Source organism: uncultured Thermanaerothrix sp. (genome assembly GCF_938028735.1).
GTDB lineage: Bacteria > Chloroflexota > Anaerolineae > Anaerolineales > Anaerolineaceae > Thermanaerothrix.
In genome coordinates this window covers 381,366-396,149 of the sequence record NZ_CALIMF010000002.1, presented here as the reverse complement: position 1 = coordinate 396,149, position 14,784 = coordinate 381,366, and the positions used below count along the sequence as shown (strand labels likewise).

Sequence of the window (14,784 nt, the reverse complement as noted above, 5' to 3'; positions counted from 1 at the left end):
GCATGGAACTTTCTGATTTCAACTCGCGCTTTCCTTTGGCACATACTTTTTCCATCGTTGCCCGTGATCCTGAAACAGGCTGGATGGGCGTAGCAGTTCAATCGCACTGGTTTTCGGTCGGCTCGATTGTGGCTTGGGGTGAGGCGGGGGTAGGCGTGGTGGCAACCCAGTCAATGGTGGAGATCAGTTATGGCCCCCGTGGTTTGACGCTCATGCGAGCGGGACTTTCTGCGCCGATAGCGTTAGAAGCGCTCCTCCAAATGGATGAGGGGCGCGATGTGCGTCAGGTGGCCATGCTGGATGCGCAAGGACAGGTGGCTGTGCACACTGGGGCGCGGTGCATTGAAGCGGCTGGGCATTATCAGGGAGATGAGTTTTCAGTCCAGGCCAACATGATGAAAAACACCAGTGTGTGGCCCGCCATGGCGGAGGCCTATACGTCCGCTCGAGGAGACCTGGCCGACCGGCTTCTCGCTGCGCTGGAGGCAGCTCAGGCTGCTGGGGGAGATATCCGCGGACAACAATCTGCCTGCATTTTGATTGTCAAAGGGGAGCGTACCGAACGTCCCTGGGAAGGGGTGATCATGGATTTGCGGGTAGAGGACCATCCCCAACCGATCGCGGAGTTGCGCCGTTTGGTTACATTGCATCGTGCCTATCAGCAAATGAACGCTGGCGATGCTCATCTGGCCGAAGGGCGGGTGGAAGAGGCCCTGGAAGCCTATCGCCGGGCAGCGGAAATGGCGCCTCACCTGGATGAGCTTCCCTTCTGGCACGCGGTTACCTTGGCTGAGCTTGGGCGTCTGGAAGAAGCGCTCCCAATTTTCAAACACGTGTTTGCCCGTAATCCCGACTGGGCAGACTTGCTTACGCGGTTACCTGCAGCAGGTCTGTTACGTCGGGATGAGGCGATGCTGCAAGCCATTCTGGCACAGCGGTTGGGATAGAAGTGTGGTCTTTGGCACGCTTGTTGCATGAGATTAGAAGAGATTGATTAACGCGAGGCGCGTGTGGTGGATTTGGTCGTGACCCCTGGCTTACAATCAAATACCGGCCTGCGAGCGGTTTACTACTTGGCAATACCGCCCCGGCGCGTGGAGCGGGGGCGCGAACGCGAGCAATTATGGCTGGCGCTCTGGGCGAGCAGGGGCGGGCAGGTGGAGGAAGCTCTGCTGAAAACTTGGCTGGATCAGGCCGCCGTTCATTACTACCGAACCCGCGGCTCGGTGAGTCTGGCTCTGCGCCAAGCCTTCGAACATCTCAATCAGCGGGCACTTGCTCTTAACCAGGCCCAGGGCGCTTCAGCCCCTTTCCTGGCGGCGGCTGTTGTCTTGCGTAGGGAGCAGATTTACCTGGCTTTGAGCGGTCCGCTTCATGTTTGGTTGTTTTCAGGTCCGGATGTCACCGATCTGTTCTCCTCTGAACTGGCGGGGCGTGGGTTGGGTATTGGCCGGGCCTGGGGTATGCGCTTTTATCACTGGATGGCTCAGCCGCATGCCGTTGGTCTTTTTAGCCCGGTCATCACTTCTCCCCCCACTCCGGGACAAAAGGGCTGGCAGAAGGTTGAGGGGGTTTGGATCAAGGTGGTGACTGGGAGCGGGCAAATTCGTTACGCCGAAAGAATGCCGAATGACTCGGAGGTGATCCCTGGAGTAGCTCGAGGTGCTGATTTAGGAAAGGCATCAATGGTCCAGGAAGGATTACCCCCTTTACACACTGGGGAGGTGCGGGTTTTGGGAGGTGGTCACCACGTTACTGAAACGGTGTACGCAACATCCCCCTCACCTGAAAATGCACCGCCCGAGTCTCATACTGCCGCACCAGCAGCTCGGACAGCACCTCACCCTACCCCGAACCATGCCGAGACCACGGCACCGCGCAACCACAGACAACCCGTGGTCTCCTTTGCCATCGTGGGACGTGCGCTTGCTAAGGGCTTGTGGGGAGTGTGGCAGGGGATTGAACAACTTAATCGGCGCTTGAATCGCCTTCTCGGCCAAGTCTTGCCTCGTTTTCTGCCTGCGGATAGTGCGCTGGTGCGGGTATCCCCAAGCACTTTGGTCTTCTTGGCGGTTGCGATTCCGCTCGTGGTGGTAACGGTGGCGCTGATTGTGTATTGGCGGCAGGGGCGCCTGGAGCAACATCGCCTTTACCTCCAGCAGGCACAGCAGGTGGCTAGCCAGGCTCTGGGGCAGAGTGACCCGGCTTTGAAACGGGTCAACCTGGAGGCAGCGCTCACCTGGGTGGAGAAAGCAGAACAGTATGGACAAAGCGCCGAATCTAAAGCCTTGCGGATGGGCATTTACCAGAATCTCGATGCACTGGACGGTGTCCGGCGGTTGGTTTTCCAGACCTTGCTTCCCGGAGGCATGGGGGGTAATGTGCAAGTTGGAAAGATGGTAGCAACTTCGAGCGAGGACCTCTACGTTTTAGACCGTTCGCGAGGAAGTATCTCGCGTTTGGTGGCTACGCAAAGTGGTTACGCGTTGGACTCCCAATTTGCCTGTCGTCCGGGTCAAATTGGTTCCCTGATCGTGGGGCCTTTTGTGGATTTGCTGGCCCTTCCCGCTTCTAATTTTCATAACGCTCAGGTAATGGCCATTGACGCCAATGGAAACGTGGTCTATTGTGGCTTCAAGGGTAATCAACCGGTGTTGGATGCCGTGGCGCTTCAACCACCTGATCAGGGATGGGGGAGTGTGAAGAGCATTACTGTGCGCCAGGGTAATTTGATCGTTTTGGATGCGCTCCAGAATGGTTTATATGAGTACCGGGGAAGCCAATGGGATTTTGTGGATCAACCCAAAGCCCTTTTTGGAGCGCAGGTTATCTCTCTTTCTAATGCGGTGTCCCTGGCGGCCTTTCAAGACGATATTTTTATCCTTTATGAGGATGGGCACGTCAGCCGGTGTAGCGGCTGGGGAACGGTTGAATGTCAGGATCCTTTCCCCTTCCGGCTAAACCAGGATGGGCAGATCCAGGAAGTCCCGCGGTTAAATGTCGCTTTTACGGATTGGACGTTGACCCCACCTCCGGATCCGGCACTTTATCTACTGGATTCCTCCAGTCCATCGGTCTACTATTTCAGCCTGATGCTCAGTCTCCAGCAGCAATACCGCCCCTCTTTGGTAGAGGGTGAGCGCCTGCCGGAGCGGTCGGCCACCGCCTTTACCATCACGCCGGGGCGCAATCTGGTGTTGGCATTTGGTAACCTGCTCTATCTGGCAACGTTACCGTGAGAATTAGCCGCGCTCTCGCAGCCAGGCTATCAGGCGCTCGGGCGGCCAGGTGTTGATAATCTGAGGGGGTTCAACCCAGCCCCGTCGCGCAATTCCAATGCCGTACTCGATCAAGTCGAGATCACTTGGCGTGTGAGCATCAGTGTTCAACGCCAAAAGGATGCCCATTTCGGCGGCACGGCGGGCATATACATCGTCCAGATCTAATCGGGCGGGGTTGGCGTTGATTTCCAGGGCTGTTCCGTGCTTAAGGGCCTCTGCTAGCACGGCGTCCCAATCCAAATCGGCCCCCTCGCGATTCGGGAGCAATCGCCCGCTGGGGTGACCGATGATATCAACATGAGGGCTACGGATGGCATTGAGGACACGGCGGGTGACCTCAGGACGTGGTTGACGCAAGCCGGTGTGAAGCGAGGCAATGACAATGTCCAATTCGGCTAGTACTTCATCCGGATAGTCCAAATGGCCATCCGCCCGAATTTCCACCTCAGCCCCTTGAAGAATCAGCAGTTTATCCCCCCAGCGCTGGCGCAGGGCCTCAATCTCTGTGCGTTGCTGATGCAGCCTTTCGGGGGTGAGCCCATTGGCGATGCCCAATCCGGCGGAGTGGTCGGTAATGGCAATCACGCGTAAGCCACGCGCGTAGGCAGCCGCAACCATTTCCTCTAGGGTCGCGATTCCGTCGCTCCAGATGGAGTGAGTGTGTAATTCGGCCTGAAGATCCTCCTTGCGCAGCCATTGGGGAAGATGGCCTTTGAGGGCGGCTTCAATCTCTCCCCGATCTTCACGCAGTTCGGGCGGGATCCAGGGCAGCCCCAGTGCCTGATAAAGGCTCTCTTCATCGGCAAAGTGCTGTTCATGGCCTGCCTCGTCGCTTAACCCATGCTCGGAGAGGGAAAGGTTTTGTTTTTGGGCTAGGGCCCGCAGGCGCACATTGTGATCCTTGGAGCCGGTAGCGTACTGCCAGAGGCTGCCGAATTTCTCGGGGGGTTGGCACCAGAGTTGCAGGCGAGTGCCACTTGTGGTTTCGATGCTGGTTTTGTTCTCGCCCCGCGCCAGGACGCGGTCCACGTCAGGATGATGAACGAACGCGTCCATTAACGCCTCAGGTTGATGAGAGGCGGCCACCAGATCCAAATCGCCTACTGTGGCGCGCCAACGGCGTAGGCTGCCAGCCAGTTCGACGCGGATGGCTGCTGGTTGCTGGCGTAACCATTCCACCCAGCGCAAAGCCATCGGACGGGCAATACCCAGGGGCAGGCGATGCGAACGGCGACGTAGCGCCTCAATCCCTTCTAGGATACGAGCCTCGGATTTTTCCCCCATCCCTGGCAGGCTGCGCAAGCGCCCGGCACGCGCGGCTTCTTCCAGGGCATCCAGGGTGGTAATACCGGCGTGCTTCCAGAAGAGAGCAGCCCGCTTGGGCCCCACGTCCGGAATTTGAAGTAACTCAATTAGGGTAGGAGGAACCTCTGCTTCCAGACGTTTTAGAAAGCCCAGTTCGCCAGTATCCAACAGTTCCTCAATCTTTTCAGCAATTGCCTTGCCGACACCGGGAATCTCCTGCAAGCGGCCCTGGGCGCGTAACAGGCTGGCCTCCTGTCCTAATGTACGCAGGGTTTCAGCAACGCGGCGGTAAGCCAGTACACGGTAGGTGTTTTCGCCTTTGATCTCCAGGAGGTCGGCAACACGTTCAAAGATGGCTGCCAGTTCTTCGTTCGTCATTTGAGGCATGGGCCTATGGCATCAGCACTAGAGGCACTGGTGTAAAGATCAGGATAAAGATGATTAGCATAATTGCGCCGATCAAACGTCGCCGTCCATCCAATTCGGTAATCTGATCCAATGGCTCTGCGTAAACCCGCCCAAAGAAGAAGATCAGCAAGGCCCACAGCCACCAGCCACTCCATATGAAGCCCATCAGAATGAGCACGGCGAGGATGATGGGGAAAAGTACCTGGGCGCGCTTGCGTCCAAAAAGGGTGTAGAGGATGTGTCCACCGTCGAGTTGACCGGCGGGGATGAGGTTCAATGCTGTGATCAGCAAGCCACCCCAACCTGCCCATGCCACCGGGTGCAGCACAACATCGAGGCCCCCATAGGGCAGAGGTTGCCCAGTCACGAGGTACCGTAGCCAGTAAAGCAGTGGCGGCAAGCCTTGATAAGAGGCCGGCTCGGGCAACAAGCGTCCAAATACCAGGAATTTGAGCAACAGGTACAGGATCGAGTTACCTTCTAATTGGGCTTGGCCGAGGACACCGGGCTGCGGGAATGCCGGTAACGGCTCTAACCGGGAGAGCGAAAGACCGATCAACAGAACCGGTATGGCCACCACTAATCCGCTAAGGGGGCCAGCGATGCCAATATCCATCAAAATGCGCCGGTTACGGGGCACTTCTTTCATGTTAATAAAGGCCCCCATGGTTCCAAATGGGCTGATTGGGAAGGGAAGGGGGAGGAAGTAAGGCAAAGTGACGTGCACGCCGTGATGGCGGCCCATCAGATAGTGGCCAAACTCATGGGCAGCCAAAATGGCCATCATGCTAAGGGCGAAGGGCCATCCGGCGCGAAGCAGTTGCAGAATAACCTGGGCCGCAGAGCCATTGAGTTCCCCCTCGCTGCCCAGGATTCCACCGGTAAACCAGACACTGAGCAAGGTCAGAATGAACATGATGAGGTTAACCGCAGGATTCGAGGGACGAGCAGAAGGAAGCCCGCGGATGATGTAAATGATATGCCGCCCCTCTTCGCTGCGGAACAATGGAGTTAGCCCCAGAGGTTTCAATTGAGTGCTCAGAGTATCATAGGCGGCGGCTGAGTCAGATGCTACTAGGCGTCCACGATAACGCACAATATAGGGGGTGCGCTCGCTTCCAAAGGTGATGTCCTCAATATGAAAAATACGGCGCACGTAAGTCTCGACAAGATCTTGGCGCTGGAGGTCAAATGTGTATTCCATAAGAATCCACCTTGTGCAAGATGCGAAAGAAGGCCCTTAGAGGGTTGAATTCCGGCTCAGGCGGGGATGAATGGGAGTCGAACCCACCACGGCTCGTCACGCGACCCGTCACCGGTTTTGAAGACCGGGGAGCTCACCGGAGCCCTCCCATCCCCAACCCTAAGGATAATTCAGCCCCCCTAATTCGTCAACAATTTGCCCAAGGACGGCTCTAACAGAAATATTGTGACCCCAGCGGTGGTGGATGATATACCTTATGCAGTCTTCCCGATACTGGTGCGTTAGAGGTGGTAAGGAATATGTTTAGGGTTGTACGGGTATCTGGCGCATGAACTCTTCGAACATCTGGCTGAATTGAGGGGCTAGCAGGACGCCGACTACTGAGTTAACGATAGAAAGCACCAGCCCCAGCCCGGAAAGGATTAGCCCGACAATGGCCATACCCCGGCTAGCGCTGTTCAGTCCTAGGATGCCGGTGATGATGCCGGCAATGGCCAGAGGTGCCCCACAAATGGGTAGACACCAGGCCAGCAAGGTTATCAGGCCAAGGACCAATGAAGCAATGGCCAGGCCGGGGCGGTTGGAGGAAACGGATGAAGAAGGCGAGGTCGAGGGGGTGGGTTCATAATCCATGATTGAGATTCTCCTTAGAACCGAGACTGTAATAAAGAAGGGCTCCAGGTCGGTCTGTAAGCCGCATTCTGTCCGTCCGGTGGGTATCTCTGGTCCGCCCAGAGACGGCACCGGCCGGGATGATCATCTATCTCGGCGAGCCGTCACCGACTCGCTCTAGCGGCCTACCCGGGGCTCCAGGGAGACGAGCCACCTCCCGCCCGTTGACGCGGGCTTTGCCCCTGCTTGGCCTTGCTCCCGGTGGGGGTTGCCTAGCCGCCTGTATTGCTACAGGCGCTGGTGGTCTCTTACACCACCTTTTCACTATCACCACTCGCTCACCGCGAAGGGTGGCGAGGGCTACCTGTTTCTGTGGCCCTATCCGGCGGGTTACCCCGCCCCGGGTGTTACCCGGCACCGTGCTCTGTGGAGTGCGGACTTTCCTCAGCCTCGCACCTGGCGAGACCGCGATCATCCGACCGACCTGGAGCATCTTCTATGATAATGACTTTGGGGCTGGGCGTCAACTGGATCGCATAGTCACCCGCTATTTGTAATTTTGAGATGGAGGGATTGGTTTTGACTGCAAACGAGAGATTGCACACAAGGCAACTTTTCAGCCAGAAAGGGGTTAAACTTCAAAGGATACACAGATTCTGCCAAGGAGGAGCCGAGTATGTCCAAAGTCGCCGTGGTCACCGACAGTACTGCATACATTCCCAAATCACTAATCGAGGGTTTGCCCATCCATGTGGTGCCCTTGCAAGTGGTTTGGGGTGAAGAGACTTACCGCGACGGCGTAGATATTCAGCCTCTAGAGTTCTATACGCGCCTCAAAACCGCAAAAGTGATGCCAACCACCTCTCAGCCCTCGCCTGAGGCGTTCCGTCAGATGTATGCCACTTTGTTGGAAGAGGGCCACGACATTGTGAGCATCCATATTTCGGCAAAACTCTCGGGCACATTGGATTCGGCCATCCAGGCGCGCGATATGCTCAAAAGCGATCGTATTGCATTAGTAGATTCAAAAGTGACGGCCATGGCACTGGGTTACCATGTGCTTAGCGTAGCCCGGGCTGCAGCCAAGGGGGCCTCTTTTGAAGAATGCAAGGCACTGGCAGAGCGAGCGGTCGAGTACACTGGGGCGGTCTTTGTTGTCAGCACATTAGAATTTTTGCATCGTGGTGGGCGCATTGGGGGAGCGGCAGCATTTTTAGGGACGGCCCTTAATCTCAAACCCCTATTAGAACTGCGCGATGGCCGAGTCGAAGCGGTAGAGCGCATTCGCACTATGCGCAAGGCACTGGAGCGATTGCTGGAACTGCTAGATGAACGTGTTGGACAGCGTTCTCCTTTGCGTCTGGCCTGTCTGCATGCTAACGCGCCTGAGGAGGCCGAAGCCTTGATGGAGCGTGTGCGTCAACGTTACCCCCAGGAGCGACTGGCCGAACTCGTAGTGGCGGAGGTCAGCCCGGTAATTGGTACACATACTGGGCCAGGCACTGTCGGCATTGCTTACATGGCCGGTATGTGATCACCTCCTGAAAGTCACCGCTTGAGCCCACCCCCTACAAACTTGGCTGGACAGTGGGCAAGATTGCCCGGTTAGGGAGGTGAGGTGTTTAAGGTGGGACTTTGGCCATTGTGGCGCACAAAGTCTGATAGAATCACAGTGCCAACTCTCTCAATCATTCCACTATTCGAGGTCTGCGATGCGAAACTACCCTCACATCGGTGTTCAGGTTGCAGATGTCTTGCTGCCGAAGCCCGGCATAGATCTTCAGAAATGGGCTGTGATTGCCTGCGATCAATTCACCTCCGAGCCGGAGTACTGGGAAAAGGTAGCCGCCCTGGTGGGTGAGGCGCCTTCGACTTTTCACATGATCCTACCTGAGGTCTATCTGGGTACGCCCGAGGAGACGCGGCGTATTCAAAGCGCCCAGGAAACTATGCGCCGTTACCTTGAGGCAAATTTGTTTGAGACTTACAGCGGTTTGATTTATGTGGAACGCACAGTGGCGGGTAAGACTCGTCGGGGGCTGATCCTAGCCCTTGACTTGGAAAAATATGAATTTACTCCTGGGGCTCAGTCCCTGATCCGGGCAACTGAGGGCACCATTCTAGAACGCATCCCGCCGCGCATGCGCATTCGTAGGGGCGCGCTGCTGGAACTCCCTCACATCCTGGTGTTAATTGATGATCCGGAACGGACGGTGATTGAGCCAGTTGCCGAGCAATCTGAGCGCTTGCCCCTGCTCTACGATTTTGATTTGATGTTGGGAAGTGGGCATTTGCGAGGGCGCTGGGTGGATGATCTGGCTTTAGAACAACAGGTGATACGAGCGCTGGAGCGCTTAGCTTCACCTGAGGTATTTTATACTAAGTACGGGGTCGAGCGTGATAAAGGGGTGCTGCTTTTCGCAGTAGGGGATGGCAATCATTCCCTGGCAACCGCCAAATCGGTTTGGGAGGAACTCAAGGCCCAGGCCAGCCCGGATCACCCGGCTCGTTATGCGCTGGTAGAAATTGAAAATCTCTACGATGAAGGTCTAGAGTTTGAACCCATTCACCGTGTGGCGTTCAATGTGCAACAAGATATAACAGAGGATTTGAAAGCCTGGTTTGGGGAGCGTCTCTCACTCCAGCCTTGTGTCAGTGAAGATGCGATGGTGGAGCAGGTGCATCGCCCGCCTGTGCAGGGAGAACATCGCTTTGGGATCCTCTCAGCCCAAGGTAACTGGCTGGCACGTGTCCAGCATCCCGATTCAAACTTGCCAGTAGGAACCGTTCAAGCCTTTCTGGATGCCTGGCTTAAGCGGCATGAAAGCGCCAAAATAGACTACATTCATGGGCGCGAGGTGGTAAGCCGGTTGGGGCGCCAACCTGGTAATTATGGTTTCTACCTGCCCGCCATGCCCAAAACCGAGTTGTTCAGGACCGTCATCCTAGATGGTGTGCTCCCGCGCAAGACCTTTTCAATGGGTGAGGCGATTGAGAAACGCTTCTACATGGAGGCCCGGCGAATCGCCTGAGCGCGGGAGAGAAATTAGGGGATGAGCTGGTAAAGTTCAACCAGCACCCCGCCCGTGCTTTTGGGATGGATGAAAGCCATTTTCCGCCCGGGAAGTTCAAGTGGGGATTCGTTGATTAAGCGAATCCCCTTTGCTTTGAGGGTGACCAGGATTTCCTCGATATCATCTACTTCGAAGCAGAGGTGGTGCATACCACCCCCGCGCTCGGCAATGAAACGCGCTACTCCAGTCTCGGGGCTCGTGGGTTTAACCAGTTCGACTTCACTATCGCCGATCGGGATGAATGCGACAGTTGCCTGCTGACTGGGTACATCCTCAATGTGAGCAACGTGTAATCCCAAAGCATCTTGCCAGAAGGCGAGGGCGGTCTCGATATCTGGTACGGCAATTGCGATGTGGTTAATTTTCGTGATTTTTGCCATCTTCTCACCTCATACAGGCCCTAGATCCAGGTTGGAGGTTGATATTCGCCCCATACTTGACGCAAGACCCGACAAATTTCGCCTAGGGTGATGTCGTTTTCGACACACTCGATGAAAAGCGGCATCAAGTTCTCGCTACCGCGAGCCGCCTGCTCTAGGCGCGTCAGCAATTCGCTTACCCTGGCCTGATCGCGTTGAGCGCGCAGCTCGGCCAGACGTGCGCGTTGGGTGGCTTCAATGGCTGGATCAACGGTTAATCGTTCCAGGTCCAATTGTTCCTCAATTTGGAAAGCATTGACCCCTACGATGATCTGCTCTTTGCGCTCCACAGCTTGCTGGTATCGGTAGGCCGATTCCTGGATTTCTTGCTGCATATAACCGTTTTCGATGGCTGCCAAAGCGCCCCCCATGGCGTCAATTTTCTGGATATAGGTCATGGCTCGCTGGCTGATTTCGTCGGTCAGGTATTCGATGACATAAGAGCCGGCCAGAGGGTCCACCGTATCGGCCACCCCGGATTCATAGCCAATGATCTGTTGGGTGCGCAGGGCAATGCGCACCGATTTCTCAGTCGGCAACCAGAGCGCTTCGTCCATTGAATTGGTGTGTAGGGATTGTGTGCCACCCAGGACGGCAGCCAAAGCCTGAATGGTAACCCGAACGATGTTGTTCTCGGGTTGTTGTGCGGTGAGTGTAGAGCCTCCAGTTTGGGTGTGAAAACGCAGCATCCAGGATTTGGGATCCTGGGCCTTAAAGCGTTCGCGCATGATCTGAGCCCACAAACGCCGGGCAGCCCGGAATTTGGCTACCTCTTCCAGAAAGTGGTTGTGAGCGGCGAAAAAGAAGGATAATTGAGCCGCGAACTCGTCCACCTGCAAGCCGGAATCAATGGCAGCCTGGACATAGGCAATGGCATTGGCCAGGGTGAAAGCCACTTCCTGAACTGCATTAGCTCCGGCTTCGCGGATGTGATACCCGGAGATACTGATGGTATTCCACCGTGGGACATATTGGGCACAGTACTTGAACACATCCGTGATTAGGCGCATGGAGGGCTCAGGTGGGAAGATATAAGTGCCGCGCGCAACGTATTCTTTGAGAATGTCGTTTTGAATCGTGCCCCGTAACCATTTGGGATCTACCCCCTGGCGTTTGGCAACTGCGATATACATGGCTAGCAAAATAGCGGCGGGCGCGTTAATGGTCATGCTGGTGGAGACTTTGTCAAGGGGAATTTCCCTGAACAGGGTCTCCATGTCTCGCAGGGATGAAACCGAGACCCCCACCTTGCCGACTTCGCCGGTGGCCATAGGATCATCCGCATCATAGCCGATTTGGGTGGGTAAGTCGAAGGCAACCGAGAGTCCGGTTTGCCCCTGGGAGAGCAAATACCGATAGCGTTGGTTGGACTCTTCGGCGGTAGCGTAGCCGGCATATTGGCGCATGGTCCACAAACGTCCACGGTACATGGTGGGTTGAACCCCACGAGTGAAGGGGTACTCACCCGGAAAACCCAGTTTCTGCATGTAATCAAAATGTTTCGGTGGAAGAGCAACACGGGGCAATGGAATTTGGGACGACGTCAAAAATTCTGGCTTGCGTTCGGGATATTTCTCAATTAAGGGGCGCAGCGTTTGGGCTTCCCACCGTTGTTTTTCTTTCTCGAGATCCGTCATAGATTGTCTCCTGGCGAGCCTGGAGGTTGTGGCAATGTTAGTATACCGTATCCCCCATCTCAGAAAAGATAACAATTTCATGGTAAACTTTGGACAAACTTCCTGAGAGCACAGTCGCCATGACGCCTTTTTTGCAATTTGTCCTAGTGGCTGCAATTATCCTGTTTGCGGCGAAGGTTGCGGGTTATGTGAGCACGCGCCTGGGCCAACCTTCGGTATTAGGGGAATTGTTGATAGGGTTACTGTTAGGCCCTTCATTACTTGATTTGATCCATTTGCACATTTTCACGGATGTACATCTGGGGGAATTTGTCTACGAAATCGGCGAACTGGGCGTTCTCATCTTGATGTTTTTGGCGGGATTAGAATTGCACATTCGCGACTTTGTGCGTAATACGCGGGTTTCTTTCTTCAGCGGCTCCCTAGGTGTGATTGTTCCAGTTGCGCTGGGTGCAGGAGTGGGGCTACTGGCGCAAATGCCTCTTGACAGCGCTCTCTTTTTAGGTCTGACCTTAGGAGCAACGAGTGTTAGCATCTCAGCCCAAACCCTAATGGAACTCAATGTTTTACGCTCGCGGGTGGGACTTGGACTGTTGGGGGCCGCTGTCTTTGATGATATTCTGGTTATCTTGTTTCTTTCGATTTTTCTTGCCCTGGGTAGTGGTGGTCTAACCCCGACGACCGTTCTGCCAGTTGTGCTACGCATGGTGCTTTTCCTGGCCCTCTCAATGGGATTTGGGCTATGGATTCTCCCCTGGCTCAGCCGCCGGGTGGCCGTGTTGCCGGTCAGCCAAGCGGCGCTCAGCTTTGCCATTGTAATCATGTTGGTTTATGGCTTGGCGGCGGAGGTAGTGGGCGGGATGGCGGCCATAACGGGCACTTTTCTGGCGGGTTTGATGTTTGCGCGCACTCCCCTAAAGGCGCAAATTGAAAATGGGTTACGCGCCCTGGGTTACGGCTTTTTTATTCCCATATTCTTTGTCAATGTGGGCCTTGCTGTGGATCTACACCTGATTCGGGTTGAAACCATTTGGGTTATGGTAGGGGTGATCTTAGTGGCTATTGTCGGTAAGATCCTGGGCGCGGGATTGGGGGCACGCCTTTCGGGTTACTCCTGGCTGGAAGCGCTACAATTAGGAATAGGGATGGTCTCACGCGGGGAGGTTGGTTTGATTGTGGCTACAGTGGGCTTGGATAATGGCTGGCTCTCGCGTGAGATCTTTCCGGCGATTGTGACCATGGTGTTGGTTACTACACTGATCACACCCCCCCTACTGCGTGCTACGTTTGCTCGAAAGCAGGAAGCGAGTAAACCGACTGAAGTGATGACAAACCCCCCCGAGGCCCCAGTAGAAACTCTAGAGTCTAAATCTTGAAGAGGTGGTTGTTCACTCATGTTCCTTGTCTTGTTTGTCCTTAGTGATCCTGAAAATCTGGAACGTTTGCTGGATGCATGGGAGAAAGTGGGTGTAGGTGGAGTGACCGTTTTGCTCAGCAAGGGGTTAGTGCGCTTTAAGGAGAGTGGCGGAGTATGGCGGGAGGATTTTCCGCTCTTTCCTTCCATTGAGAACTTCAAAGAGCACATCGAGAACACCAACCGCACCTTGTTCACGATTGTGGAGGATGAGACTACTGTTGAGCGCCTGTTAAAGGCTACGGAACAGGTGGTTGGTAGCCTCAATCAACCCAATACTGGGATTATGGCGGTAATCCCCCTAGCGCGTGTATATGGTTTGAAATACCCTCGCCGCCCCTAAGTGGATTTTGCTGGGCAAAGGGAAAGTTTGTTCCTCTTGTTAGAGGATGAGCATGGCGTCTCCAAAAGAGTAGAAGCGGTAATTGAGGCGAATGGCTTCGCGGTAGACCTCAAGGATCCGCTCGCGCCCGGCAAAGGCACTGACCAGCATTAACAAGGTGGAGCGGGGGAGGTGAAAGTTGGTTACCAGTGCATCCACCACGTGAAACTCAAAGCCAGGGAGAATGAAAAGATCGGTTGGGCCGGCGAAGGGCGCGACCCAATCTCCTCTAGTAGCGTAACGTGCTGCGGTTTCCAAGGTACGGACGCTGGTTGTACCGACGGCCACCACGCGCTTGCCAGCGCGTTTGGTAGTGTTGATCATTTCGGCTGTTTCGGGAGGAAGTTCGCACCACTCAGTATGGATATGATGCTTGGTGGGATCTTCCTCGGTGACTGGTGCAAACGTATCCAGCCCAATATGAAGGATCAGGCCTGCAAAACGCACCCCCTGCTGCTTGAGGCGCTCGATGAGTTCGGGGGTGAAGTGCAGGCCAGCAGTGGGGGCGGCAGCCGAGCCGGGTTCACGGGCAAAGACGGTTTGGTAACGTTCGGGGTTGCGCAGGGGCTCGTGGATATAGGGGGGAAGGGGCATCTGCCCAATCTGGGGCAAGTAAGGTTCGATTGGTTCTTGAAACTGAATCAGACGACGTGCCCCGCCCATGTCGGCTACTACCTCGGCGATAGGGCCGCCTTCAACCTGGAGAGTCAGGGATGGGCGGACCCGCTTTCCGCCCACTAGAACCTCCCATGTTTCCCCCTCTAATTTTTTAAGCAACAATAACTCTACCCGACCACCGGAGGGCTTACGTGCCCATATGCGGGCAGGGATCACCCTGGTTTCGTTCACGACCAGCAAGTCTCCGGGGGCAAGGTAACGCCCAATTTCCCAGAAATAGGTGTGCACAAGGTCACGGCGGTTGCGCCACATCACCAGCAGGCGCGCATTATGACGTGGCTCGACTGGGGTCTGAGCAATGCGCTCGGGAGGTAGGTCGTAATCGAAATCAGAGGTTTTGAGAGGCGGTTGCGCCATAGATGCGGTGGTT

The 14,784-nt window shown here is 55.5% G+C and carries 12 protein-coding genes, 1 tRNA gene and 1 other RNA gene; 6 read left to right on the top strand and 8 right to left on the bottom strand.

The genetic code is table 11. From position 1 onward, the window contains the following. The first annotated feature begins 2 nt into the window (after positions 1-2). Both Q0721_RS02490 and Q0721_RS02485 read left to right on the top strand, forming a co-directional pair. Positions 3-947, top strand: coding sequence for a DUF1028 domain-containing protein (locus Q0721_RS02490; protein WP_299024951.1), 945 nt, complete (start codon positions 3-5; stop codon positions 945-947). 63 nt (positions 948-1,010) lie between these two features. Then, positions 1,011-3,239, top strand: coding sequence for a hypothetical protein (locus Q0721_RS02485; protein ID WP_299024949.1), 2,229 nt, complete (start codon positions 1,011-1,013; stop codon positions 3,237-3,239). A 3-nt stretch (positions 3,240-3,242) separates the two neighbouring features. Here Q0721_RS02485 and polX read toward each other — a convergent pair whose 3' ends face one another. From polX to rnpB, 5 genes are all read right to left on the bottom strand, one after another. Continuing rightward, positions 3,243-4,973 (bottom strand): DNA polymerase/3'-5' exonuclease PolX, encoded by a 1,731-nt coding sequence (gene polX, locus Q0721_RS02480; RefSeq protein ID WP_299024947.1) that lies wholly within the window; start codon positions 4,971-4,973, stop codon positions 3,243-3,245. 4 nt (positions 4,974-4,977) lie between these two features. Further along, positions 4,978-6,198, bottom strand: a complete 1,221-nt coding sequence (locus tag Q0721_RS02475; protein ID WP_299024945.1) for a site-2 protease family protein — start codon at positions 6,196-6,198, stop codon at positions 4,978-4,980. Positions 6,199-6,259: 61 nt separating this feature from the next. After that, positions 6,260-6,353: transfer RNA gene (locus Q0721_RS02470), tRNA-Sec, on the bottom strand. A 148-nt stretch (positions 6,354-6,501) separates the two neighbouring features. After that, entirely contained in the window at positions 6,502-6,831 is a 330-nt protein-coding gene (locus tag Q0721_RS02465) for a DUF4190 domain-containing protein (RefSeq protein WP_299024943.1), read from the bottom strand. A gap of 41 nt (positions 6,832-6,872) precedes the next feature. Then, positions 6,873-7,297: RNase P RNA component class A (gene rnpB / locus Q0721_RS02460), an RNA gene on the bottom strand. A gap of 189 nt (positions 7,298-7,486) precedes the next feature. On the opposite strand from rnpB, the gene Q0721_RS02455 reads away from it, so the two are divergent. Together Q0721_RS02455 and Q0721_RS02450 are read left to right on the top strand one after the other, a co-directional pair. After that, positions 7,487-8,344, top strand: a complete 858-nt coding sequence (locus Q0721_RS02455; protein ID WP_299024941.1) for a DegV family protein — start codon at positions 7,487-7,489, stop codon at positions 8,342-8,344. 178 nt (positions 8,345-8,522) lie between these two features. Continuing rightward, positions 8,523-9,842 (top strand): DUF1015 domain-containing protein, encoded by a 1,320-nt coding sequence (locus tag Q0721_RS02450; RefSeq protein WP_299024939.1) that lies wholly within the window; start codon positions 8,523-8,525, stop codon positions 9,840-9,842. Between the two features lie 14 nt (positions 9,843-9,856). On the opposite strand, the gene mce is transcribed toward Q0721_RS02450, so the two are convergent. Next, on the bottom strand, positions 9,857-10,264 hold the full coding sequence (gene mce / locus Q0721_RS02445) for a methylmalonyl-CoA epimerase (protein ID WP_299024937.1): 408 nt from the start codon (positions 10,262-10,264) through the stop codon (positions 9,857-9,859). A 20-nt stretch (positions 10,265-10,284) separates the two neighbouring features. Continuing rightward, on the bottom strand, positions 10,285-11,940 hold the full coding sequence (locus Q0721_RS02440; protein WP_299024935.1) for a methylmalonyl-CoA mutase family protein: 1,656 nt from the start codon (positions 11,938-11,940) through the stop codon (positions 10,285-10,287). Between the two features lie 119 nt (positions 11,941-12,059). Between Q0721_RS02440 and Q0721_RS02435 the strand changes: the two genes are divergently transcribed. After that, complete coding sequence (locus Q0721_RS02435; RefSeq protein ID WP_299024933.1) at positions 12,060-13,316, top strand: cation:proton antiporter; 1,257 nt, start codon at positions 12,060-12,062, stop codon at positions 13,314-13,316. An 18-nt stretch (positions 13,317-13,334) separates the two neighbouring features. Beyond that, a complete protein-coding gene (locus tag Q0721_RS02430) occupies positions 13,335-13,697 on the top strand; it encodes a hypothetical protein (RefSeq protein ID WP_299024931.1) in 363 nt (120 codons plus the stop codon). A 39-nt stretch (positions 13,698-13,736) separates the two neighbouring features. Here the strand turns inward: Q0721_RS02430 and queA are convergent, their stop codons facing one another. Then, on the bottom strand, positions 13,737-14,771 hold the full coding sequence (gene queA / locus Q0721_RS02425; RefSeq protein WP_299024929.1) for a tRNA preQ1(34) S-adenosylmethionine ribosyltransferase-isomerase QueA: 1,035 nt from the start codon (positions 14,769-14,771) through the stop codon (positions 13,737-13,739). Positions 14,772-14,784: the final 13 nt, after the last annotated feature.